This is a genomic window from Acinetobacter sp. YH12144 (genome assembly GCF_013418345.1).
Taxonomy (GTDB): Bacteria; Pseudomonadota; Gammaproteobacteria; order Pseudomonadales; family Moraxellaceae; genus Acinetobacter; species Acinetobacter amyesii.
Window position 1 is genome coordinate 1 of record NZ_VPCD01000030.1, and the last position, 24138, is coordinate 24138.

Sequence of the window (24138 nt, forward strand, 5' to 3'; positions counted from 1 at the left end):
TGCCAGATTAAAACATTTCAGAGGAATTGCCACTCGTTACGATAAGCTAAAGCGAAATTATGAAAACTCAGTTGCTCTAGCCTGTATATTTATCTGGCTACCATTATAAAATGTCAACAGCCCCTAAAAAATTCAAAACCAAATTGGTCATTTCTTCCGCTGTTTTTCATGTTTGATCTAGCAATCCCTTATGCATAAAGGAATAAGTACTATTCTTTTTTTGCATTTTTACTCGCACGATGCATTTTTTATAATCAAAATGACAGTTCAAACTTATCAGAACAATGCTGTCGAATTCATTCAGTCGTCATGAGGCACACCGTCACTTATGTCAAGAAACCTTAGTCCGCACTTCATCGGTGCAATTTTTGCACTGATTGCTGCCTTCTTGTTTAGTACCAAAGCGATTTTTATTAAGCAAGCCTATGCACTTTCTCCTCTTGTCGATGCCACAGTCCTCATGGCTTTACGCATGATGAGTGCATTGCCGTTTTTCTTGGTCATTGCATGGCTGAGTCGACGTTCTTATCAAACGATTCAACGAAAAGATTGGGTGCTCTTGCTCATTTCCGGTCTAATCGGCTATTACTTTTCGAGTTGGCTCGACTTCCGTGGCTTGATGTATATCAGTGCTTCGCTTGAACGAATTATACTTTTCCTGTATCCCACATTAACTGTACTGGCTTCCGCTGTTTTATTCAAAAAGCCACTGAGTTTTAAAACCATCCTTGCCCTGATTTTAAGTTATGGCGGGACAGTGTTAGTGATGCTACAAGAACAAAGTACCACACCACATGATCAGTATTTTTGGCTCGGATGTAGTTTGGTTTTTGCCAGTGCCGTGTTATTTGCAATTTACTTATTACTCACGCCAGGCCTCATGCAAAAGTTTGGTTCTTTACACTTTACTGGTCTAGCCCTGAGCATAGCCTGCGTTGGGACGATTATTCATTTTCTATTTGCAACACCACAGCCTATCGCCTTGCTCCAACAACTCCCGAGTCAAGTCTGGCTGTATGGTTTAGCGCTAGGACTATTGGTAACCGTGCTTCCAACCATTTTGATGATGCAAAGTATCGTCCGACTTGGGGCTGCACAATCGGCCATGATTGCATCTATCGGGCCCATTTTAACGATTTTACTGGCCGTCGCTTTATTGAATGAACACTTAAACCTATGGCAATGGGTCGGTTGCGGTCTGAATATGCTGGGTGTCTTGATGATCAGTCTCAGTAAGAAATCCTAAACGCGTGCGTGGATACAATTCACAGAGAAACACTTTAAGACCTGTTTGATTTTCCTTATAGTGACCACAACAGCGTGGCAGCAAATTCTTTGCATACGCTTCCGCCCAATATCTGGACAATTTATGAAAGCCTCGATCGACATTAGCCATGATAAAACCCTGTTGTGGCTTATGGCTGCTGCATGTGGTTTATGTGCGGGTGCCAATTATTATTGCCAACCTTTAGTGGCTTCTATCCAACAGAGCTTTCAAATTCCACAATCTGAAGTTGCGCTAACCGTCACCTTTGCGCAAATTTCTTATGCTTTGGGTCTACTGTTTATTGTGCCGATTGGCGATATTGTGAATAAAGCCAAATTTATTCCATTACTCATGCTTGGTGCGACTGTCGGTTTAGCCCTCTGTGCTTTTTCGACCAATCTATACATGCTTTGGGCAGGAACCATTATCACGGGGCTATTTTCAGTGGCTGCTCAGGTTCTTATCCCTTTGGTCACTGTTGCGATACGACCTGAAAAAATTGGGGCAGTTGTTGGCTTTTTAATGAGTGGGTTATTGGTCGGCATTCTGTTATCGACCAGTCTCTCTGGCTTATTGTCCTATCTGTTTCATTGGAAATCGATTTACATCCTCAGTGCGCTCTTGATGTTGGTATTAGCACTCTTACTCAAAAAACGTCTGCCCGTGGTCAGCATCACACGGATGCCCTACAGCCAAGTTTTCCAGTCAATGGGCGCATTACTCAAACATGAGCCACGGTTAATTTTCCGTTCTCTAATTGGAGGCTGTGTCTTTGCCGCGATGAGTATGCTGTTTTCCACCATTGCCATGTTACTGACTGAGCCACCTTTTCAATTGGCCGATGTTTGGGTCGGTGTTGTGACTTTAGTTGGTGTATTTGGTGCCCTATCGACACAGTGGATTGGGCGTTGGGCGGATTTGGGTTTCAACCGAAAATTAACTTGGCTCGGTTGCAGCATCTTGGCCCTCAGTTGGGGACTGCTGTATTTGGGTGGATCATCTATAGCTTTTTATATTTTGGGCTATGGTTTAATCAATCTAGGTTTGGCAATGGTGCATAGCTGTAATCAAAATATTATTTTCCAACTCAACCCGATTGCACGCTCTCGAATCAATTCAATTTACATGACTTTTTATTTTGTCGGTGGTGCATGTGGTTCAGCTTTGGGCGTATTTGCATGGCATCATGGCGGCTGGACCACCACCTGCATGACAGGGATTGCCTTAGTGATTGCTTCTGGTTTTTTTGTATTGATCGATCAACTCTATACTTCGCGGCAACTAAAATATCCACAATGAGAAGTATTCATCACCGCAATAAAGCCACAATAAGTGGCTTTATTTTTACAAATTAACTGACCTGCACCACAGGATAAAAGGGTTTGCCTAAATCCAAGGTTTCTGCATTTTCCAAAAGAATCACCATAAACACCGGTAAGAGTGCCAACAGTATTGTGCAGCCGTCTTGAAGCTGTTTCCGATTGACCGAACTTTTATAGGTCGCGCCGCCATGAACCATTTGATTGCGTAGCGTATACATGCGATTGAACAGCACCATTAAAATATCAACGGAATCTTTTTCTTTAAGCGCGTGCAGTACTTTTTGTTTTTCATGCGCCAAGCCCTCTTTGCATGCGTCATGGCTAATTTTTTGATTTTGATAATCCCAAAATCCCTGATAAACATAGGGATTATCCAAAAACAACCGTATCGGCTGACTAAAACGTTCCCATAAAATATTGTAGATTTTATGCTCTGCATCCTTTTGGCAGATCACATATAAAAACTGCCTTAAGCTTTGCTTGTCCTGCGCAATCTGTAAGTCTTGCGCATATATTGCGTTGAAGGACACCCACAAACTTATAAATTGCAAATCGAGATCATCTTGAAGATCAATTGACTTTTTCAGCCAACTTAAACCTCGATGAATGCGTAAATTAAATTGGTCGGTATGTTCCGACTTTTTACTTTTAAATATTTCTTCAAGTAGCATCATGCCTGCTAAATTCCAATGGATAATTCGTTTATTTTTCTACCATTTGAACTTAGCGCAATTGTTTACCGGCATGCAATCAAAATATCTCTGTATTCAACTATTTGGTCTCATCTTGTGTGAGATAGGTATAACGTTCTAACTGATCATTTTCATCAAAAATCAATTCATAAGACATTTTCTTTCCATTAAAAACGGATTCGGCAGGTGTTCCGAAAAGCTCCCATAAACCCACAGTCGCCACATCTGCCGCACCATGCCAAAACGCACGCCCCACTTTACTGGCAGTCGAATAACCTTGGGTAAAGGTATAAATTTCATGGCGTTTGCCATTTTTATATTCAGAGGTGATCGGTGCGCCAAATTCAGCAATCACCAAGTTACGAGACAGCCCTTGTTGAATCATTTCGGTATTTTTCTTGCTCGGCTGCTTGCTTGCCATGACAACTGAACAGCCTGTTGTGCCTGATAATGTGAAAACTAAAGCTAATCCTAAGCAGGTTTTTTTCATCATGTGGTATTCCCCAAATTCTTCAAATTTCTATTTTTAATTTTTGATTTTCATCTGCTGTTGATCTTAATTGTTTCTTTCATCTTTTTCATTTTTTTATACGACTATTCGTCTGATTTTTAGAATGATTAGCGCTTGAAAGATTCACATTTATGAAGGTTTCAGACTGAATAATGCTTTAAGTTAATTATTGTTTTGTTGGTGACGAATTCGGTGGAACAAACCAGTTTTTCCAAGAGCTACTGTGCCGAGTTTCAATTGCAACGGTAGGGATGAGCTCTTGCTTCAGCATTTTTTCTTGACCCACGGCTTTCGCCAACCGCGCTTTGACCGAGTGTATACACTCACGGTCTTCAAACTCACAGCGGTCAAGGTTGGAGCCACCACAGGGTCCATTGGCTAATCCTTTGGGGCAGGTTTCTGGGCAAATATACAAGGTTTCACCTAAACGACATTGTCCGCAACTTTCACAGCCCACGATGCCATGTTTACTGATAAATTCTGTTTTCAGCAAGGCTGCATCAGCTTTCGGTTTTTGCCATAATTTGGCCGCAAAAATATAAGATCCCACCCCTTTGGCCAGTTTTGAACTAAAAAATAACTCATGCATGACATGCATACTTTTATATTTCAAAACTTGTTCAACTGGAGCCTTATGGTTATTTGCGCCCGTCGGGTGGAAGTTCACATCTACACTAGAGCGCCAAAGCATTTTCCATTTTGCTAAACACTGTTCAAACGTTAATGTGGCAAATTGCAAAATTGCTTTTTGCAACTTCTCTTGCTCTTCCACTTTATGGCAAGCTGATAAATGAACCCCTGCATAGCCCAAATGCTGACACATTAAAATTTGTAAAGCGCATCGGGCATAGACATTTTGTTCAGCTTGTATGGCATCAGTTTGCTGTTCTTGTTGCAAAAAATTTAATACATCTGCTGAAAGCACGATGCCTGCGACTTTTTGCTTGGCCATAAAGCGGGCACGGGCAAATGTCAGCGGCATGACACACGCCAATACAGGTACATGTGGATAGTATTGCTGCATATAGTGTTGGTAACTGCTCAACACATCCATGTCAAAGCCCAACTGTGTAATCACATAGTCAGCGCCAGCTTGAATTTTTTTATTCAGTTTAAAAAACTGCGCATCCTTTTCTGCTTCTGCATATTTAAAAGGATTAAATGCTACCCCTAAATAAAACCCGCCATAGTCTTTGGCTGCCATGACTTGATTGACCGACTCTAAATAACGGCTCCGTAGAGTCGGATCATTTGCCCCATCCTGATGCTGCTTGAGTTTATCACCACTGAGCAAAAGTAAATTCTCTACCCCGTGCTGCTGAGCATCTTTCAGAAAAGTTTGAAAATCTGAGATATCTCGACCTTTCCCCGAATAATGCAGAATTTTTTCTTTGCTTTGAGGGTAGTCTTGCATTGCTTCTAAAGGAGCAATATCCGTGTCACTTTGTACTCGGTCAGCCAATGTCATGCACACAGGAAAGCCTGCAAATGTCGTTGGGACCAGATGCGTTTTTTGCGTCGTTAGATATTCAAACGAGATACAAAACTGGCGTTGCAATAGATATTGGGAAAATAAAGACATAAAGGCAGGCAGTCAAATCTGCTAAGAAACCATACAATAAAGTTTATAAAATTATAGATTAATCACATAAAAATTTAAATTACTTAAGCCACACTTCCGACTTTTTCTAGCCTGACCTTGAATATGTCACGCTAGCAAGACCATGCCCCAAACCACAATTTATGCTAATATTGCGCGCGTCTTGAAATGCGGTTTTTTTCATCGTATTTCAGACAGCTTTTGGTATTTCTTCACCATTTTCCATTTCGTTCTTCCATCTTGTTCTTTTAAGGCGTGTTTTTTTAATGACTGATCTCCAACCCATTGAAAATAAACTTCAACCACGAATTAGTGTTGCGCCAATGATGGATTGGACGACTCGTGACTATCGTTTCTTTGCACGCTTATTTAATCCCAATGTGATTCTCTACACCGAGATGGTCACCACAGGTGCGATTTTATTTGGCGGTGCGAATCGTCATTTGGACTATAACAACGAAGAACACCCGATTGTGTTACAGCTTGGTGGTTCAAATCCCAAAGATTTAGCGACCTGTACCAAGATGGCACAGGACTGGGGCTATGATGAAGTAAACCTCAATGTCGGCTGTCCGAGTGACCGCGTTCAGAACAATAAAATTGGCGCATGCTTGATGGCAGAGCCTGATTTGGTTGCAGAATGTATTACTGAAATGCGAAATGCTGTTGATATTCCAGTGACCGTGAAACACCGCATCGGGATTGATGACATGCAGTCTTATGAAGAAATGCTGCATTTTGTTGATACGGTTGCAAAGACTGGCTGTAACAATTTTATCGTGCATGCCCGTATTGCCCTGCTGCAAGGTTTGTCGCCAAAAGAAAACCGTGATGTGCCACCTTTACGTTATGAAGATGTTTATCGTCTGAAACAAGAACGTCCAAATTTATTGATCGAAATTAATGGCGGGGTGAAAACCTTTGCTGAAACACAGCAACATTTACAACATGTTGATGGCGTGATGATTGGCCGTGAGGCTTATCACAACCCGTATTTATTGGCTGAGATCGGTCAGCTTTGGGATCTCGAACTACCCAACCGTTTCGATATTATCGATCAAATGCTGCCATATATTGCTAAACGCATGGAAGAAGGTGCGCCGCTTTCTATCATTACCCGTCATATTTTAGGTTTATTCCAAAATCTACCAGGTGCTCGAAAATGGCGTCAGGCTTTAAGTGGTGGCAATGCCAAAACCTTTGCCGATGTGGAAAATGCCATCCAAAATATTAAAGATGCAATGCAACGTACAGAAGACTATTTACGTGATCATCCTAAAGTCGTTTTAGAAGATTAATTCTATAAAGTAAAAGCCCGCTATTTTGCGGGCTTTTTTATTCGTCATGCCTCACCAAGTACGTGTTTAGCAACATCGTCACAACTCAGCTAAATCATCTAAAAAGTCACATCATCACTCAATGACTATTGACCGTAATGTTCCCCTTGGGAAAAGGCTCATCATAGCCAGTCCATTGATAATCTGATGGATCTTCTTCCTCACGTAAACCCACATAGCTCTCAGGCGCCGATGTAACAGGCTCAACCTCCTCGGTTGGTTGTTCCAATTCTTCAACCAAATGATTCAACTCTTGATCTAACTGCGCCTGATATTTTGCAATTTCAGCTTCGTCAATGAAGGCAAATTGTTCTTCATCTATTTTCCATGCATAGCCTTGCAGGTCTTTGTAAATATCGACCAAAACTGTATAAGGCTGACCATCGTATTGCAATGTCGCCTGAGCCTTAAAACTTAATCCCTTACGCTCTAACACTTTTATATTTTGAATCCGTAAATGGTACTGCCGATAATCTGGATTCTGATCAAACTCGTGCTGCATCTGCTGCTCAATCTGCCGAGATAATTCATCTGTCGAGACAAAATAGCTACAGCCAGCCAAACTCAACAGTAAAAAAATGGTGAGCCATCGAAACATATTGCATCCCCCATGATGCATTTATTCTTGATGAAAAAGTCAGACCGATCACAGATTGCGATCCAAACATTCCTCATTGTTTGCTTCATAATAGCCAATAAAACACACAGTACAAGCCAAATTATCAAGATTTCTCAATTTTATATTTAATTTTGATATCAATCACTTAAATTGCATTTTTACTGTTTTAAAACACTGACAGCCTTGGTCTATTGCTGACATATTTTTGTTGAAAATGACCATTTTGGTAATAGTTTCCTAGCCGTCAAAGTTTCAACATCAAAACGATCCTATTGTGATTTTTTCAATATAGAGCCTTAAACAAAACATCGTAAAAGCGCCATAAAAAAAATCCCCAAACATTGCGGGGATTTTTAAGGAATCAACTGAAATTATTCATCGTCCGTTTCAGACTCATGATGTAGCGCATCATGTATGGCTTCCACCAATTGCTGTGCAATTTCTTGTTTTGACGCTTTCTCTAAATCACGCTTTTCCATTTGATATTGATCGGCGAAGAACACAGTCATGGCATTTTCGTCTGAAGCAAAACCAATGTCTTTACGTGAGACATCATTGCACGCAATCATATCGAGTTTTTTCGCCACAAGTTTGCCGGCAGCATACTCTTCGACATTGCGTGTCTCGGCGGCAAATCCAACCATAAATGGACGTTTTGACTGCTGCGCAATCGTTGCAACGATATCTGGATTTTTAATTAAAGCCACATTGAGTTCATCGCCAGCTTTTTTGATTTTATGCTCTGCAACTTCTGCCACGCGATAATCGGCAACAGCTGCTGTTGCGATAAAAATATCACAGCCTTCATCTAACATTTGCAGACTGGTCTCTAACATTTTAATTGCAGACTGCACATTAATCCGTCGTACACCATTTGGTGTATCTAAACTTACGGGTCCTGCGATCAGCGTTACTTTAGCCCCAGCTGCATAACAAGCCGCTGCCAGTGCGAAACCCATTTTACCTGTGCTGTGGTTGGAAATATAACGTACAGGATCTATCGACTCACGTGTAGGACCAGCTGTAATCGCCACATGCTTGCCTGCAAGCATGCCAAATTTTTCAGCAATAGCTCGCTGTGCTTGATGAAAATAGGCCGTCACTTGATCCGCCAAATCTTCTGGCTCAGGCATACGTCCTAAGCCTACATCTCCACAGGCTTGAGAACCGGCATCGGGCATGATCACATGTACGCCATCTTCAACCAGTGTATTTAAATTACGCTGTGTCGCTTTGGCTGCCCACATTTGCTGATTCATCGCTGGGGCAACCCAGACGGGTGCTTTTGTCGCAAGATAAAGTGTCGAAAGAAGATCATCTGCTAAACCCGCCGCAAATTTTGCCAGCGTGTCGCAACTTGCAGGAGCAACCAACACCAAATCAGCCCAACGTGCCAATTCAATATGTCCCATGCCCGCTTCTGCTTCTGGATTGAGTAATTCGGTATGCACAGGGTTACCTGAAAGCGCCTGAAACGTTAGCGGGGTCACAAAGGCTTGCGCACCTTGAGTCATCACCACGCGCACATCAAATCCAGCATCTTTTAACCGACGGACAAGAATGGCACTTTTATAGGCTGCGATACCACCAGTGACACCTAAAAGAATATTTTTTGTGGGCATTACACTTAAATCAAAGCTCACGAACAGGCTACCTATCTGTTGCAGTGGCGCTCACAATAGCATTAAATATGCACTGACCCAACAATCTGCTGTGAAAAAGCCGATTGACTGATAATAAAAAAGTCTAAGAATAATGAATAATTCAATTAAAAATTGGCCTGAACAAGAGCGCCCACGTGAGCGCCTGATTCAAAAAGGCGCACAAAGTTTATCCGATGCTGAGCTACTGGCTATTTTCCTACGCTCTGGTTCCCAGCAGCACTCTGCTGTCGAACTCGCACGACTCCTGATCCAACATTTTGGTCAGTTGCAAGCGCTAATGAATGCGTCACTTGAGGATTTGCGCCAGTTTCATGGCATCGGAAACAGTAAATATGCGCAGCTCATGGCGGTAAAAGAACTCGGTAAACGCTATGTGAGTCAACATTTTCAAAATGAAGCCTTAGAATTGCAACATTCTGAACAATTACAAAATTTTCTTCGCTTTGAATTTTTAGCGGAACGTCAAGAAGTCTTTGGCGTGCTCTGTCTAGATGCGCATTTAAGAAAAATAAACTTTAAAAAACTTTTTTATGGCAGCCTCAATACCTGTGAAATTTCCATCAATCAACTGCTGCGTTATGTCATTTCTGAACATGCCAGCAGTATTGTCATTGCACATAATCATCCTTTCGGTCGTGCAGAACCTTCTGCTGCCGATCTTGAATTGACTCGACTCATTCAGCAGGCTTGTCAGCTGGTGGAAATTCGACTGATCGATCATTGCATTATCTCAACAGAAGGGAGTTTTTCCTTTGCTGAACATGGCTTGCTCCAAGCACACTCATCTGCATGAAACAGTTATTGACAAGTGCTTGAGCAAACCCGAAGATCATCATAATTTTTTAAAACTAGAAATTATCATTCGAACATGATCGTCCGTGACCAACCGAGTATTTTTAAACTGCTATTTTCTTGGCGAGGAACGATTTTACCTAAGGTTTTACCGCCGCTCGGGATCGTTATGTTGCTGTCTGCCATTGTGGGCGGCTTATCCTATGTCGATATCTTCCATTTTACCGAATTTCCTTTGGTCGGCTTTACCCTAATTGGTGTCGTGCTGTCGATTTTCTTGGGCTTTAAAAACTCAGCCTGCTATGACCGTTGGTGGGAAGCTCGGCGTTTATGGGGCATTTTGATTGCCAACGCGCGACATTTTGACCGTGACTGCCGTTTACTCAGTCAAGGCCGTCGTGAACGTGTGATTCAACATGTGATCGTCTTTGCCAACGTTTTACGTGACCGACTCCGCCATCAAACCGCCAATCCCACTGAACTGGTTGAAACCAGCGGCATGAGTGCGAATGCCATCACCCAGTTATACCAACAGGCCAATGCACCGCAGTACACGTTGAGTTTGATTCAATGGGAGCTAATGCAAGCGCTCAAAGATGGTGAGATTTCAGATATTATTTATACCCAGATGAATCAGCATGTGATGGAACTCAGCACCGTACAAACCGGCTGTGACCGTATTGCCACCACGCCATTACCGTTTGCGTATTCAGTCTTGCTGAATCGAACCGTTTATTTTTTCTGTTTTGTCTTACCCTTTAGCTTGGGTTCTACTTTAGGCCTTGCGACCCCCCTTTTGGTCGGGATTTTGGCCTATACCTTTTTAGGCTTAGATGCGCTGAGTTCTGAGATTGAAGAGCCCTTTGGTACACAAAGTAATGACCTTCCATTGGACTCGATGGTGCGTACTATTGAAATTGAACTTCTTGGAACTTTAGGAAAACCCACCCCACCACCGATTCAAGCTAAAGATCATAATTTATTATAATTGGTATGCGTTTCGCCTGAATGCACGGATCGCATTCAGATCCATGATCCATACAACACCCATAATAAGGAAAAATCATGAAAATAAAAAAACGGATTTTCACTTATAAGCCACAACCGATTCTGCATCCTTGCAAAGCGCTTGCTGTGATTTTCATGTTCGTTGTGTTGCTGTTTAGCATCGCATTACTCCTAGCATGGCAAGGCATATTATTCACATCATGGCAAAGCAATTGGCAATTCTTATTCCTGATGAGTGCTCTATTTGTCATCAGTATATTTCGTGACAAATCGCAAAGAATCAAATTTCCATTTTGGATTCAACAGCATTTGATTGATCCCAAATTGGCTTTGGATTTAAAAGAACACGCCTTACGCAGTTCAGATGCTGTGATTGTGGATTATCGAGAGGTCCGTGAACATTGGTGGCAAGGCAAACAGCAACAATTGCTCTTAAAGCTCAATGAACTTGAAGAGGCGAAATGGTTTAGCGTCGATCTCCATCAAGTCTTTGCGAGTACTTTGTTTTTAAACATTCATGTGCAATTGAATTCTGCCCTCATTGGGCAACAGATTTGGGTGCATTATTTGGCACGTACGCGCACCATCGTGCAGTTATATGCGCATGATCAGCTTGATGATTTTCATCAAATGAAAAACTACTTTGCCATGCCCTATACGGGGAATATCTATTTTGAGCAGATTCCAACACGGCTTACGTTGGATTTACCTTATTTATCGGAAATTCATGCCGTTCGTGAAGAAGATCAACCCGGTTATCTCCTCAAACTGAAAACCAGTTATGGGCAGAGCTATCGTATCAGTTCACAGGCACGGCATTTTGATAAACTCGAATTGGCACTCTCAAGCGCCATTGATTTTATTCCTTATCGCAATTTTAAACATCAACCTACCATGCAATCTGCCTTGCTGACCAAGAGGCATCCTCAACGCGTGACAAGTCTACTGTTGTGCATAATCGCCATCAGTGTTTTTATCATCGCGTTTTTGTTCAAGGCATGGTTCTGGGCATGCGTTGCCGTGGGCTGCCTCTATCTGCTTTACCGTAACATTCAGCATTATCGAACTTCACCGTTTATCGAAGATCCTGATGTCAATGTGACTTAAAACTGTCCCAGATTCCAACTTGCCCTTCTTTCACTCGAGGGATGTTGCCGAGTTTGATCCATGGCATATTGTCACCATGAAAATCACTCCCAACAGAAACTTTTAAGTTAAAGGCAGCAATCATACGATCCACCATTTGACGAGTCGATAATGGCTCAATTGCCGGTGGTAATTCCACTGCATCACCGCCCGCTTCAGCAAAGATTTCAATCAAATAACGAATATTGGTCGCAGATAAATCATAACGCGTTGGATGCGCTAACACTGCAAAGCCACCACTGGCATGAATCACCTCAATGGTCTCAACAAGACTCGGACCTTCAAATTTTACAAAAGCTTTTTTGCCTTCTTTAATATATTTATCAAAAGCTTGTTGTGGACGTGAAACTACCCCCTTTTCCACCAAAGTTTTGGCAATATGGGTACGTGTTACCCGATCTGGAATATGGTCGACTTTGGCAACCACATCGCTATAAATATCTTGACCAATTAACGGTATCAGTAAGTCACAAATCTGCCGAGCACGTTCCGCTCGAATACGCTTTTGATCCATTAATAAGGCTTGTAAGGGCGCAGGATTTTGCATATTTAAAGCGACGATATGCACACCATAACTTTTTTTGGTCGCAGGTCTCGACCACTGGCTAGAAATCTCCACACCAGAGATTAATTGCAGCTTTAATTCATGCGCAACCTGCTCTGCAGCCAACAAACCGTCCATCGTATCGTGATCAGTCAAAGCCAGCGTATGAATTCCAATAGCACTTGCGGCCTGCACCAGAGCCTCTGGTGACAAAGTACCATCAGAAATATTACTGTGTGTATGTAAATCTACGCCTTGCATCTCTATACTATGTCATTTATTTGATCAGATTTAGATACTCTAACATGAAAGCACTTTTAGACTTTGTGCCACTCATTATTTTCTTTTATTTATATAAAACTGTAGATCCAAAAGATACGCAGCACCCATTATTACAATTAATTGGTTCTGCTGGGGGTGTCGATAACAATAACATTCTTGTGGCAACATCAGGTCTCATCATTTCCATGCTTGTGGTTTATGGTGCATTGTTTGTCATGCAAAAATTCCGTCTAGATAAACAACAATGGATTGTGTTGTTCATGACCGTGATTTTTGGTGGTATTACCCTGATGCTAAGCGATGATTTTTATATTCGGTTAAAAGCCGTTTTACTGAACTTAGTGTTTGCTGGGGCGTTTTTACTTTCTCCACTGTTTAGTAAAGATAAGAAACCACTCATCGAACGTTTATTTGGTCCAGTCTTAAATTTAACCGCTGTCGGTTGGAAACGATTGAACTATGCATGGGCTGCAATGTTCGTGGTGATGTCATGTTTACACACCTTTTTCGCTTATTTGTTTGCAGACGGAAAATATTGGGGTGAATTCACTGCTTTTGGTGACATGATCGTGATGTTTTCCTTTATCATTATTCAGTTTATTGTATTACGTAAATACTTTAAGACCTCAGAATAATCCATTCGGTCAAAAATCAGGAAAAGTCATGCCATTATTCGTCGTAAGCTGTACAGATAATGAAGGTACAGTGGAAAAGCGCCTTGCGGTTCGTCCTCAACATCTTGAACGTCTACAAAAACTTGATGATGAAGGTCGTCTGATTGTTGCAGGTGCGATGCCTAAAGATCCGGCAAACCCGCAAGCTGGTTTTTATGGCAGTACGATCATTGTCGATTTTGATAGTCGTGAAGCCCTAGACCAATGGTTGGCAGATGAACCTTTCCTCAAAGAAGGGGTTTATGGCCAAATTGATGTCAAACCATTTAACAAAGCATTTCCTAAAGGATAAGGTTCATGCGCGTCGTTGTTTCTAGTTTACTGGGCTTATCTTTAATTTGTTCAACTGCATGGGCTGAAGAATCGGCTCCTGCACCTGCTGTAGCCCCTGCTGCTCAAGCAACGACTGCAACACCTCCTCCCAATTCTGTGCCGCATACCATTCCTGCCAATAAACCGGGCATCATTAAAGTGGCGGCAACTGTCAATCCCAATGGTCAACCTCAAGATGCAAATCCATTGACCATTGAACAACTGGCAAAAAATAAAGCACTGCAAGATGCCAAAGTCAAAGCGATGGTCAAAGACCAATCTGTACGTTTACAACAGTTAGAAAAAGCTAACCTTGAAGCCTTGGCGCAAAACCAAGAATTACAACTTAAAAATGATAGCTTGGGCGTACAAGTACAAGTGCTACAAAGTGAACGTAGCGCGCAGATGTTTTTATATGGCGGGACCACACTTGGTGTTGGCGTGATTTTAGGTTTCTTATTGGCCAGTTACGTCTATACCAAACGTCGTCGTCAATGGTAATTCGTTTTTCTACTTCAATTTAAAGGTTGCTTGAGTTTTGTCAGGTGCAATTCAGACTGCCGATCTCGATTGGCAAATGATCGATGGCATTGATATTCCAGTGTCTAAACAGTTTGGTGATGTGTATTTTTCGAAGGATAACGGCCTACTCGAAACACGTCATGTGTTTTTAAAAGGGAATGACCTCGACACTCGCCTTGCGGCACTGACTGATTTTGAATATTTCAGTGTCGGCGAAACAGGTTTTGGTACAGGCTTAAATATTTTGGCCTTGTGGCAATTATGGCAACAGGTTCGTCCAGATAATCACAGTCATCTGCATGCTATTTCTGTAGAAAAATTCCCTTTATCTAAAGCAGACCTCATTCGTGCATTAAATGCATGGCCTGAATTACAGCCTTTGGCACAGCAACTGATTGCGCAATATCCTGAACCCATTGCGGGATGTCATCGACTCAATTTTCCAGAAGAGCGTTTTTCGATTGATCTTTGGTTAGGCGATGCACACGACGTTTTTCCTGTCATGGCAAAAACTGCTACAGTCAATGCATGGTTCTTGGACGGTTTTGCACCCGCCTGTAATCCTGACATGTGGGAAGAAAACGTACTCAAAAATATCGTGCGTCTATCGGACATTGGGACGACCTTCGCCTCATTTAGTGTGGCAGGTGTACTGAAACGCGGCTTACGTGAGCATGGTATTACCATTACACGACCACGTGGCTTTGCTCATAAGCGTGAAATGCTCAAAGCTTTTTGGCTCGTACCTGAAAGATCAGATGATCAATCCGAAGTTGCTAACCTTCCCACTTTAGACGAAAAAAAAAATTCTGAAATCACTGTAGGTCATAACCCTCGTCAAATCGCAATTATTGGCGCTGGCATCGCAGGTTTAAGCTGTGCTTGGGCATTTGCTCAACGCGGGCATCAAGTGCGTATTTACGAGAAATCAGCACCACTCAGCGGTGGGTCGGGTAATCCTCTTGCTCTACTCAACCCTAAACTCTGTCCAATTGAACAAAGTGCTGAGCATCTGATGACCCTCAGTTGGTTATATGCGCTCAAGCATTATCAAAACTTCAAGGCATTTCGTCCCTTACAGATTCACCAATCTATTTTAAAAAATAAAGCAGAATACCTTGATTTAGCTCAAGCTTATCCTTCAGAGGTGTTAGCTGCTGAAGAAGGCACGCCAAATCAATTAGCTTCAGCATTTCCAACCCTGCTCCTCAAACAAGCAGGCGCGGTCAGTCCACATCAGCTTCGTGACCAAATCTTGGCACATCCGCACATTGAATTGTTACAAGCAGATATTCAACGCATTGAGCAGCAACAAAATGGCGTTGCGCTATTTACACAGGATCAGCAGCTTCCATCTGTCGAACATGTCATTCTCTGTGCAGCACGTGAAAGTATGCAGCTACAAACAGATTATCCAGAGCTGCGTGCCATTCGTGGACAAGTCAGTTGGTTGAACAACCCCGCTCAACAAATGGATATGCATACCGCCTATAGTTATGGAGGCTATTGTATGCAACTGGATGCCGAACAGATGATTATGGGCGCGTCATTTTATCCCGGCCGTGATGACACCGACGTTCTCACCGAAGACCATGTGCATAACTATGAACTTATCCACAGTGTGTTCCCTGACTTTGCCAAAACCTTAGCACCGATTGAGCAATGGCATGGACGTGCTGCGATTCGCGCACAGACGAAAGACTTTTTCCCGGTAATTGGTGCAGTCCATGAAGATCAGCACATTTATAGCTGTAGTGGACTCGGTTCTAAAGGTTTCCTGTATGCACCGCTCTGTAGTGAAATCATTGCCGCGCTAGTCTTAAAAGAAGCCTGCCCTATTCCAACACAGCTACTCGATAAAATTCATGCAGCACGTTTTATACGACGCGCCAAAGCGAAACAAAAAACCAAGAAACCTTATTTTCAAGGTCAGGTGCCCTCAGCACCACCTCAAGAAAAATAACTTGCAATAAAAAAGCGCCTTTCGGCGCTTTTTTTGATTCGATCTTATTTCCCTTGTTCCAAAGGAAGACCGGCATCACGAGCAGCACGCGTGCCGCCCATTAAGATTACATATTCACGTGAGCTGTCAAAACCCTCTAGTAACTCTGCTGCACGTGGAGCTTTACTTCCGCCACCACATAAAATGTAAATGGGTTGATCCGTTGACACCTGAGTCAGTGCATCTGATGACAATGCGTTGATCGGTCGGTTAACCGCACCTTTCACATGTGCTTCAGCATAAGCACTTGCATCGCGAACATCCCAGATAATCGAGTCTTCTGGGAACTCAAATGTTGTAATTTCTTGTTTACGGATCATTGCGCACTCCTTTTGATGTAAACAACACTTGGCAAATGAAGAAAACATCCCTAGCATCTCAGATATTCTTTCCCTTTGTAAAGGTCTAATCTATGCCTTCTTTTGATATTGTTTCCGAATTAGAAGTTTTTGAAGTAAATCATGCAGTTCAAAACACGCAAAAAGAAATTGCGACGCGTTTTGACTTCCGTGGTCAAGACGTTTCAATTGAGTTAAATGAGAAAAATAAGGAAATCAAAATCTCAACAGAAAGCGATTTCCAATGTGAGCAAGTGTATACCATGCTCGAAAATCATTTCTTCAAACGTAAAGTCGACATTCAAGCACTCGATCCACAAAAAATGACGGCTTCTGGTAAAAACGTCATTCAAGTGATCAAACTAAAAGACGGTCTTGACTCTGATACTGCAAAAAAAATCAATAAAGCCATTAAAGAAAGCGGCATTAAAGTGCAATCTTCTATTCAAGGCGACAAAATTCGTGTGACTGACAAGAAACGTGACACTTTGCAACAAGTGATGGCGTTCTTAAAAGAGCAACAGTTTGGTGTGCCGCTTCAATTTAACAACTTTAAAGATTAAGGCAGCACAACTGCCATTGAGGTCAATATGGCACGTCCAAATCGTCTAAATAAACTGGTCAAAGCAAGCTCTAAATTACCCAAAGGTATTCAAAGTCGTTTGCTCAGTCGAGCTTTTGGTCGTGTCGTGCCCATGGTTGGAACGGCTAAAATCCAATATCAACATGTCAGCCCTGAGCGTGTTGAGGTGAGCATCGCCAATCATAAGGCGATGCAAAACCATATCGGGCAAGTACATGCCTGTGCCATGGCGCTGATCGCAGAAACAGCCACAGGTTTTGTCACAGCAATGAACGTCCCTGATAGCGCCATTGTCCTAATTAAAAGTTTCAAAGTTGATTTTAAACGTCCAACCCAAGGTGGGATGAAAGCCATCGCAACGCTTACACCCGAACAGCAACGACAAATGCAAAGCACAGAAAAAGGTGAAACCTTAGTACAGGTCTTAGTCACCGATGAATCTGGTGAAGCACCGATTCAATGTGAAATGCTTTGGGCGTGGGTGGCAAAATCCGCTCTGAAAAATAAATAAATGTAAATAAAACTTACTTTTAGGTAAGTATAAGTTTTACCAAATTTCAGCAAAATCAAGACTGTTTTTTACTATTTATACGCAGTAATTCCGCTCAATATGCTTGCACGACACAAATATATTGAGCACTTTATGAAAAAAATCATTCTCCTTTCATTCATCGGCATGGCGGTTTTTTTAACTGCATGTCAAAGTACTATTCCTGCAACGCCAACGACTCCAAATCAAGCGGCTGATAGCAATATTCAAACCAGCCAAGCAGCGGAAAATAAGAAAATCGTGATTGATTTTTATGAAGGTGTCTTTCTTAAACATCAGGTTAAGACATATGCTGACCGATATATTGGCAATCAATATATTCAACATAATCCGCATGTACCTGATGGCAAAGCGCCTTTTGTCGATTATTTTACCCAGTATTTTAAACAAAATCCTGAAGCAAAAAACCAGATCAAACGTGCCGCTGCCGAAGGTGATTTGGTCTATTTACATGTGCATTCTACGCAAAATAAGCAAGACCGCGGAGAAGCCATTATTGATATCTTCCGTGTTGAAAATGGCAAAATTGTTGAACATTGGGATGTGCAACAAAGCATTCCTGAAACCAGTGCCAACTCAAACACGATGTTTTAATTTCTCAGCCACTATTCATAAAAAAAGCCACTCGATTGAGCGGCTTTTTTTGTCTTACTTTAATTAAGCTTGATCTGCAGCAAATTTAGCTTTTGCATCCGCAGGAATTTGACGCTTAGCACCTTTCACATCGACAGCGACAAATGTAAATACACCTTCGGTTACGCGAATTGGATCACGTGAACTGTCGTGACTATCCCAAACTTCAATCTGCATTTGGATAGAGGTATTACCCACTTTTAAAATTTTGGTATATACACTGATGACATCCCCGACTTTCACAGGAACGAGGAAGGTCATTTGGTTAATTGAAATCGTTGCACAGCGTCCTTGACTGAAACGCTCTGCGTGAATTGCACCGGCCAAGTCCATTTGTGACACGATCCAACCACCGAAAACATCACCACTCCAGTTGGTGTCTGCAGGCATCGCGATGGTTTGTAGGGAAAGCGTTCCTTCAGGTTTTACATGAGTTTCTGACACTTTAGCTCCTGGCGCTGACATTTATTGAGGTAGATTTAACTGCTGATTGAGCCATTGTTGTAACTCACCAGCACGCATTGCACCGCTTATTCTAGCAATTTCGTTGGTTTTATTCATCAAAACCAGTGTAGGAATACTACGAACATTAAATGCACCGCTCAATCGAGGGTTTGCTTCGGTATCAATTTTGGCAAAAACCACCTTCGGATTAGATTTTGCAACTTGTGCAAAGTGTGGCGCCATCATCTTACATGGTCCACACCATTCAGCCCATAAATCGATCAGCACAGGTAAATCACTATTGCTAATAAAGTTGGCAAAGTTCTTTTCATTCAACTCGATGGGCGCCAATGGAATCAATGCTTGATGACATTGACCACATGCAGGTCCAACTTCGAGTTTTTCTTCAGGTACACGGTTTTTTGCACCACATTCAGGACACACAACGATCATTTAGCTGACTCCAACATGTTGATGTAAAAATTCTAATTGGGTTGCCATGGCTTTTTCAAACCATTGCCCATGATAAATATCAAAATGTTGCATTTCCCACTCATAATATTGCACATACGGTGCAATATTGGTCGCAGTTTCTCGGCTTGATTCGATGGGAATCAAACCATCTTCTTTGGCTGCAATAAAAAGTACTGGTATGCTAATTTTACGGACATCCAATATTGGACGATAACGAATTAATTTAAAAAAGGCCCGAGCCGGAATTTCGCCACTCCAATAAAAATCAGGATTTACAATCGATAAATAGCCCGCATAACTGTCTTCAGACTGTAAAAAACACAATCGATGTGGATGAACTACAGGCAAAGTCGTTGGGCTCATCCCAACTTTTGAGCCCATATAGTCCTGACTTGATAATTTTAATGCTTTGGGTAATTGCTGTAGGGGATACAATTTTGCACTTTCAGCGCCGTCGACAAATGGAACTTGTACCATCACCGCTTTAATATTTTTAAGCTCTGCCGCCAAACTGAGTACATAGCCACCACTCAGCGATGTTCCCCATAATACAATGCGCCTTGAATCAATCGATTTACGCTGCTGTAAATGATCGATCATGGTCCGCCAATCTTCAAGTTGAGCTTTAAGGTTCACTAATTCTCTCGGACGCCCCGTGCTACCCCCCCAATAGCGATAGTCAAACAACACGACAGCATAGCCCGCTTGTACAAAGCGCTTGGCATATTGCACTAATTTAAACTGGCGTAATGCCGCCAAACCATGTGCCATGAGAATGACTGCAGGTTTTTCAACAGATTTTGGACGATAAAAGTCAGCAGCTATAACATCTTGTCCGCTTTTGACATACAGTGGTTCGACTGTATAGGCGTGCATACGCGCTCCATTGCGTTATTTTATGGTTGTAATCGCTTATAAAAATTTAAGAACATTCTGCTCAAGTTTGTGCTTAATGCTATCATAAAGCATAAATCTATGAATTAAATTATGGAGTGACTCAATGAGCGAAAATGTTGGTTTTGCAGGTCAAATCGGCCCAGAACATGTAGCGCAAGTGGTTGAAAAAGGCTTTAAATCGATTATCAATAACCGCCCTGACATGGAAGGTGGTCCTGAGCAACCAACCAGTGCTCAAATTGAAGAAGCAGCTCGTAGCGCTGGTTTAGACTATGTTCATCAACCTGTTGTTGCGGGTCAAATTTCTGAGCTAGATGTCCGTAACTTTGCTAATCATTTTAATGAATTGCCAAAGCCAGTACTCATGTTCTGTCGTACAGGTAACCGTTCAAATAACCTATATCAACTAGCAAAACAGATGGATCTTTTGGATGACTAAGGCTTTCATTCAAAAAGCTTTATTGATCGCAACATGCATCTTTCCAGCACCTACATATGCAGATAATAGCAGTCAGCCTTTAAATGCAAATTTAAGTGTCTCTGGACAAATGACCACAGATAAATTTTCAAGTTTACTCAAGCAACTTAAATTTAAATCTGTGATTGTGAATCGACCAGATAGTGAGGCGGGCAATGAAGTGACTGTTTTACAGTTAAGAGGGATTGCTGAAAAGTCTCATGTGAGTGTTGTGTATCAACCTGTGCAAAGTGGTAAAATTTTTCAAACAGACGTGAAGGAATTTGCCAAATATTATAATGAGCTCCCTAAACCCATTTTGATGATTTGTCGCAGCGGCTCTCGTTCGACATCTCTTTTCAATCAAGCTAAGGCTCAAGGTTTGCTCAATGACTAAATTCGTGTTTGTAGTTTTATTTACAACGTTGTTGCTAACAGGGTGTAATTCTATGAATGTACGTCCAACCGTTGGTGTAAGTGTCGGGACTGCACTATAAAATGACGAATATAAAGATGGCGCTATTTGCGCCATTTTTTATGTGTGGTATCTTTACGCAATATAACTTTTTCTATACATAAATAACTATTTTGGGGTACTTCATGAAATTCGTTCAAGGGACACTTGTACTTACTTTAGCCACTATACTTACAGCTTGTGGTGGTGGTGGTAGTGATGGATATTTTAATAACGAAGGAACAGATTCTTCTAATCAAAACAATAATAATAACAATGGTGGTACAACAACCCCAACTGAAATTGCAAAAGCACAGTTAGATATTCTAAAACGTGAAGGGCAATATTTATTCGGTAATTATGATCCTAACGATGCATCAACAGCAAAAGGCTATATTGATCATTCAATGGATACATTTGCGCAAGGTCCATTACAAATAGCTCTAGATGCAAAAAAATTATTCGACAAAGATAAAACGGCATTTTTTTATCGTGAAAAATGTATGGATTCAGGTACATATGCAAATACAGGTTGTTATATCCTTTTTGGTGACGAACAAATTAAAACTGCGCTAAATAGCGTAAATCCTCAAAAATATAATAACTGGGACTTTGATGTTAATGATGATGAAGTTTCAGGTATGAAACTATCACAAGAACAAATTGATGCATTTACTGGAAAAACGATGATTATCATTTTTGATAATCGCAATACTGATAAAAAATATAATGATATTTGGGTTACTGGTGTATTTGGCTACCCTTATAAACAAAGTTGGGGTTTAAGTCAGACAGAGCAGTTAAGAATCGTTTCAATGAATGAAACAGATAGTGAATATCAAGTAACATTAACATATGAAGACGAAACAACTGAAACTAAGGGTGCGTTAAGCATCTATAAAGACCCAACATCAACAGATGGGGAACTGTTTGTATTACAAAATAACTCGTCATTTGAGGTTCTAACAAATGACAACCCAAATACACCTGAAGTCGAATCAGTTTCTTTCACTATTAATTCATTGCCAGGGAATCCATCTACTCTTGCTACTTATCGAATTAAATCTAATTCCGTGCAAGTATTAGATATCCCAAGCATTTCAACAATTTCTGGTAGTCGAATAGAAAATGAAACTCCAAATTCAAATTCCCAAAATTTTTCTGGAAGTATTTATTTAGAAGGTACTAATATTTTTACATTTAAAAATTCTTTAAATGGCACAGTACTCAAATTTAAACATATTTTCAATAATATTACTTTTGAAGGACAATCAGTGAATAATAACGGCGTTATTACAACAACTTTGAGCCAACCAACATCCATTAAATATTAATATGTAAGTATTTGAAATAAAACCTTCCTTATGGAGGGTTTTTTTATATATTTAATTATAATTATTTAAAATGAAATTTAGAAAAATGTACGACATCATCATTATCGGTGCAGGAACAGCAGGCATTTCAGCCTATAAAGAAGCAATTAAAAAAACACAAAATATTCTTATCATTAATGATGGTCCTTGGGACACCACCTGTGCACGTGTCGGTTGTATGCCCAGTAAAATACTTATCTCTACTGCCAACCGTATGTACGAAATAGGACATGCTGATAATTTAGGGCTAGATGTCAAAAGTGAAATTGATACCTCTAGCGTCATGCAACATGTTCAAACCTTACGTGATCGTTTTACAAGAGCCACGTTAAAAGATGTTAAAAGCTGGCCAAGCCAACATAAAATTTCAGGAAAAGCTGAATTTATTGATTCAAATACAATTCAAGTAAATAACCAAACATATCAAGCCAAGTCATTTATCCTTGCAGTAGGTACAACTCCTGCTATAGATACTGAACAAAAACAAATATTAGGCGATAAATTAATTACATCCGATCAGATATTTGAATTAGAACAACTCCCAAAATCTGTCGCAGTTATTGGAAGTGGCGTGATTGCTTTGGAATTAGCTCAGGCTTTAACACGGCTTAATATAAACACCACCGTTTTTGCACGTAGTCGAAAAATTGGCTCACTGAGTAGCCCTATATTGCAAAAGCTCGCACAGGAAGAATTAAGTAAAGAGTTAAAGCTAAAGTTTGAAATTTTACCTGAACATTACTCTGTTGAAGGCGATCTAGTTCATCTAACCTACACTGAAGAAAACGTACAAAAAACGCTACAAGTTGACTATGTCTTAGCTGCAACTGGCAGACATACATTATTAAATACATTAGGTTTAGAACGTATAAGTGCCGAATTTAAAGATTTAAAAAAATTACCGATCGACCCTCATACAAAGCAATTAGCAGATTATCCTATTTTTATCGTCGGTGATGCACATACCAATACCCCTATCCAACACGAAGCAGCTCATGAAGGCAAGTTTGCTGTACAAAACTGTTTAAATTTTCCACAAACTAAATCCATCAAGACGCTAACACCTTTAGGCATCTTATTTTCTACACCACAAATGGCAACTATTGGTCAAAGCTATAAGCAACTACAAGATAAAAACACAGAATTCGTCATTGGTTTCGTTTCTTACGAAAGACAAGGTCGTGCGATTGTTGCTGCTAAAAATAAAGGGGCTGCCGAAGTATATGTGGATACAATTAACCATACACTATTAGGAGCTGAGCTATTCTGTGCAGAAGCTGAACATTTAGCACATTTGCTAGCTTGGATGATTTCAGAAGAACTAAGCATACATGAAATTTTGGATAAACCTTTCTATCATCCAACTTTAGAAGAAGGGTTAAGAACAGCATTAAAGCATGCACGACGTCAGTTAAGATAATTTTATCATTCTATGTAAACTTATAGCGTTGGATATCCAACGCTTAATTTCCGTATCCCCCTCTATCCTTTTTCCTTTCCCTTTTTCTTTTTCCCCACGCATAAAAAAACACCCCCTGAGATATCAGGGGGTGTTTCGAATAATGAGCTGGCGATGACTTACTCTCACATGGGTAACCCCACACTACCATCAGCGCTAAGAGGTTTCACTTCTGAGTTCGG

At 41.1% G+C, this 24138-nt stretch carries 27 protein-coding genes and 1 pseudogene; 18 read left to right on the forward strand and 10 right to left on the reverse strand.

Annotation, left to right across the window (positions count from 1 at the left end; translation table 11 throughout):
- The 3 genes and pseudogenes from FTU79_RS15305 to FTU79_RS15315 all read left to right on the forward strand — a co-directional run.
- Positions 1-109 (forward strand): annotated as a pseudogene (locus FTU79_RS15305) (IS5/IS1182 family transposase); the annotation flags it as partial.
- A 219-nt stretch (positions 110-328) separates the two neighbouring features.
- Positions 329-1246: a DMT family transporter gene (locus FTU79_RS15310; RefSeq protein ID WP_180004610.1), complete on the forward strand. Its 918-nt coding sequence runs from the start codon at positions 329-331 to the stop codon at positions 1244-1246.
- Positions 1247-1369: 123 nt separating this feature from the next.
- On the forward strand, positions 1370-2566 hold the full coding sequence (locus tag FTU79_RS15315; protein ID WP_180008993.1) for an MFS transporter: 1197 nt from the start codon (positions 1370-1372) through the stop codon (positions 2564-2566).
- Positions 2567-2618: 52 nt separating this feature from the next.
- Here the strand turns inward: FTU79_RS15315 and FTU79_RS15320 are convergent, their stop codons facing one another.
- The 3 genes from FTU79_RS15320 to FTU79_RS15330 form a co-directional block, all read right to left on the reverse strand.
- Positions 2619-3263 (reverse strand): HEPN domain-containing protein, encoded by a 645-nt coding sequence (locus FTU79_RS15320; RefSeq protein WP_180022580.1) that lies wholly within the window; start codon positions 3261-3263, stop codon positions 2619-2621.
- A gap of 97 nt (positions 3264-3360) precedes the next feature.
- Positions 3361-3771 carry a hypothetical protein gene (locus FTU79_RS15325; RefSeq protein WP_180051241.1) on the reverse strand — a complete coding sequence of 137 codons (411 nt, stop codon included), beginning with the start codon at positions 3769-3771 and terminating at the stop codon, positions 3361-3363.
- Positions 3772-3958: 187 nt separating this feature from the next.
- The gene (locus FTU79_RS15330; protein WP_180051216.1) at positions 3959-5374 is read right to left on the reverse strand and encodes a methylenetetrahydrofolate reductase C-terminal domain-containing protein; all 1416 of its coding nucleotides are present in this window, start codon (positions 5372-5374) and stop codon (positions 3959-3961) included.
- A gap of 284 nt (positions 5375-5658) precedes the next feature.
- On the opposite strand from FTU79_RS15330, the gene dusA reads away from it, so the two are divergent.
- The gene (dusA, locus tag FTU79_RS15335; protein ID WP_180024574.1) at positions 5659-6690 is read left to right on the forward strand and encodes a tRNA dihydrouridine(20/20a) synthase DusA; all 1032 of its coding nucleotides are present in this window, start codon (positions 5659-5661) and stop codon (positions 6688-6690) included.
- Positions 6691-6808: 118 nt separating this feature from the next.
- Here dusA and FTU79_RS15340 read toward each other — a convergent pair whose 3' ends face one another.
- Positions 6809-7327: an Asp-tRNA(Asn)/Glu-tRNA(Gln) amidotransferase subunit GatC gene (locus FTU79_RS15340; RefSeq protein WP_180026766.1), complete on the reverse strand. Its 519-nt coding sequence runs from the start codon at positions 7325-7327 to the stop codon at positions 6809-6811.
- 392 nt (positions 7328-7719) lie between these two features.
- Positions 7720-8991, reverse strand: a complete 1272-nt coding sequence (gene coaBC, locus FTU79_RS15345; RefSeq protein ID WP_180051219.1) for a bifunctional phosphopantothenoylcysteine decarboxylase/phosphopantothenate--cysteine ligase CoaBC — start codon at positions 8989-8991, stop codon at positions 7720-7722.
- 112 nt (positions 8992-9103) lie between these two features.
- Between coaBC and radC the strand changes: the two genes are divergently transcribed.
- The 3 genes from radC (at position 9104) to FTU79_RS15360 (ending at position 11919) form a co-directional block, all read left to right on the forward strand.
- Positions 9104-9805 carry a DNA repair protein RadC gene (gene radC / locus FTU79_RS15350; protein ID WP_111885439.1) on the forward strand — a complete coding sequence of 234 codons (702 nt, stop codon included), beginning with the start codon at positions 9104-9106 and terminating at the stop codon, positions 9803-9805.
- 75 nt (positions 9806-9880) lie between these two features.
- Entirely contained in the window at positions 9881-10792 is a 912-nt protein-coding gene (locus FTU79_RS15355; protein ID WP_078191309.1) for a bestrophin family protein, read from the forward strand.
- 77 nt (positions 10793-10869) lie between these two features.
- Positions 10870-11919, forward strand: coding sequence for a hypothetical protein (locus tag FTU79_RS15360; protein WP_111885438.1), 1050 nt, complete (start codon positions 10870-10872; stop codon positions 11917-11919).
- Here the strand turns inward: FTU79_RS15360 and FTU79_RS15365 are convergent.
- Positions 11906-12763 carry a PHP domain-containing protein gene (locus FTU79_RS15365; protein ID WP_111885437.1) on the reverse strand — a complete coding sequence of 286 codons (858 nt, stop codon included), beginning with the start codon at positions 12761-12763 and terminating at the stop codon, positions 11906-11908. The two genes, FTU79_RS15360 and FTU79_RS15365, sit on opposite strands and share 14 nt — an antisense overlap.
- A 44-nt stretch (positions 12764-12807) precedes the next feature.
- On the opposite strand from FTU79_RS15365, the gene FTU79_RS15370 reads away from it, so the two are divergent.
- From FTU79_RS15370 to mnmC, 4 genes are read left to right on the forward strand one after another with little or no spacing between them, the layout of a single operon-like run.
- Positions 12808-13419 carry an inner membrane-spanning protein YciB gene (locus FTU79_RS15370; RefSeq protein ID WP_078191311.1) on the forward strand — a complete coding sequence of 204 codons (612 nt, stop codon included), beginning with the start codon at positions 12808-12810 and terminating at the stop codon, positions 13417-13419.
- Positions 13420-13447: 28 nt separating this feature from the next.
- Positions 13448-13750 carry a YciI family protein gene (locus tag FTU79_RS15375; RefSeq protein WP_078191312.1) on the forward strand — a complete coding sequence of 101 codons (303 nt, stop codon included), beginning with the start codon at positions 13448-13450 and terminating at the stop codon, positions 13748-13750.
- A 5-nt stretch (positions 13751-13755) separates the two neighbouring features.
- Positions 13756-14271: a hypothetical protein gene (locus FTU79_RS15380; protein ID WP_180051222.1), complete on the forward strand. Its 516-nt coding sequence runs from the start codon at positions 13756-13758 to the stop codon at positions 14269-14271.
- A 37-nt stretch (positions 14272-14308) separates the two neighbouring features.
- Positions 14309-16255, forward strand: a complete 1947-nt coding sequence (gene mnmC, locus FTU79_RS15385) for an FAD-dependent 5-carboxymethylaminomethyl-2-thiouridine(34) oxidoreductase MnmC (protein ID WP_180051225.1) — start codon at positions 14309-14311, stop codon at positions 16253-16255.
- Positions 16256-16299: 44 nt separating this feature from the next.
- On the opposite strand, the gene FTU79_RS15390 is transcribed toward mnmC, so the two are convergent.
- Positions 16300-16614: a rhodanese-like domain-containing protein gene (locus FTU79_RS15390; RefSeq protein ID WP_078194202.1), complete on the reverse strand. Its 315-nt coding sequence runs from the start codon at positions 16612-16614 to the stop codon at positions 16300-16302.
- A gap of 92 nt (positions 16615-16706) precedes the next feature.
- Here FTU79_RS15390 and FTU79_RS15395 point away from each other — a divergent pair, with 92 nt between their 5' ends.
- The 3 genes from FTU79_RS15395 to FTU79_RS15405 all read left to right on the forward strand — a co-directional run bounded on the left by FTU79_RS15395 (position 16707) and on the right by FTU79_RS15405 (position 18359).
- Positions 16707-17195 (forward strand): YajQ family cyclic di-GMP-binding protein, encoded by a 489-nt coding sequence (locus tag FTU79_RS15395; RefSeq protein ID WP_078194203.1) that lies wholly within the window; start codon positions 16707-16709, stop codon positions 17193-17195.
- A gap of 27 nt (positions 17196-17222) precedes the next feature.
- Positions 17223-17726, forward strand: coding sequence for a DUF4442 domain-containing protein (locus FTU79_RS15400; RefSeq protein ID WP_180012065.1), 504 nt, complete (start codon positions 17223-17225; stop codon positions 17724-17726).
- A gap of 132 nt (positions 17727-17858) precedes the next feature.
- Positions 17859-18359, forward strand: a complete 501-nt coding sequence (locus FTU79_RS15405) for an ester cyclase (RefSeq protein WP_180026772.1) — start codon at positions 17859-17861, stop codon at positions 18357-18359.
- Between the two features lie 63 nt (positions 18360-18422).
- Here FTU79_RS15405 and FTU79_RS15410 read toward each other — a convergent pair whose 3' ends face one another.
- The 3 genes from FTU79_RS15410 to FTU79_RS15420 are packed head-to-tail and all read right to left on the reverse strand — an operon-like array spanning position 18423 to position 20192.
- Complete coding sequence (locus tag FTU79_RS15410) at positions 18423-18842, reverse strand: acyl-CoA thioesterase (protein ID WP_078191328.1); 420 nt, start codon at positions 18840-18842, stop codon at positions 18423-18425.
- A 21-nt stretch (positions 18843-18863) separates the two neighbouring features.
- Positions 18864-19295, reverse strand: coding sequence for a thioredoxin TrxC (gene trxC / locus FTU79_RS15415; RefSeq protein ID WP_078191319.1), 432 nt, complete (start codon positions 19293-19295; stop codon positions 18864-18866).
- Positions 19296-20192: an alpha/beta hydrolase gene (locus FTU79_RS15420; protein ID WP_180051228.1), complete on the reverse strand. Its 897-nt coding sequence runs from the start codon at positions 20190-20192 to the stop codon at positions 19296-19298. It lies immediately after the preceding gene.
- Positions 20193-20316: 124 nt separating this feature from the next.
- On the opposite strand from FTU79_RS15420, the gene FTU79_RS15425 reads away from it, so the two are divergent.
- The 4 genes from FTU79_RS15425 to FTU79_RS15440 all read left to right on the forward strand — a co-directional run bounded on the left by FTU79_RS15425 (position 20317) and on the right by FTU79_RS15440 (position 23917).
- Positions 20317-20652, forward strand: a complete 336-nt coding sequence (locus FTU79_RS15425) for a TIGR01244 family sulfur transferase (protein ID WP_078191321.1) — start codon at positions 20317-20319, stop codon at positions 20650-20652.
- Positions 20645-21067, forward strand: a complete 423-nt coding sequence (locus FTU79_RS15430) for a beta-lactamase hydrolase domain-containing protein (protein ID WP_180051231.1) — start codon at positions 20645-20647, stop codon at positions 21065-21067. Before FTU79_RS15425 ends, FTU79_RS15430 begins: the two co-directional genes overlap by 8 nt.
- Before the next feature lie 203 nt (positions 21068-21270).
- Positions 21271-22458 (forward strand): hypothetical protein, encoded by a 1188-nt coding sequence (locus FTU79_RS15435; protein ID WP_180051234.1) that lies wholly within the window; start codon positions 21271-21273, stop codon positions 22456-22458.
- A gap of 85 nt (positions 22459-22543) precedes the next feature.
- Entirely contained in the window at positions 22544-23917 is a 1374-nt protein-coding gene (locus FTU79_RS15440) for a dihydrolipoyl dehydrogenase (protein ID WP_180051237.1), read from the forward strand.
- The last annotated feature ends 221 nt before the right edge of the window (positions 23918-24138 follow it).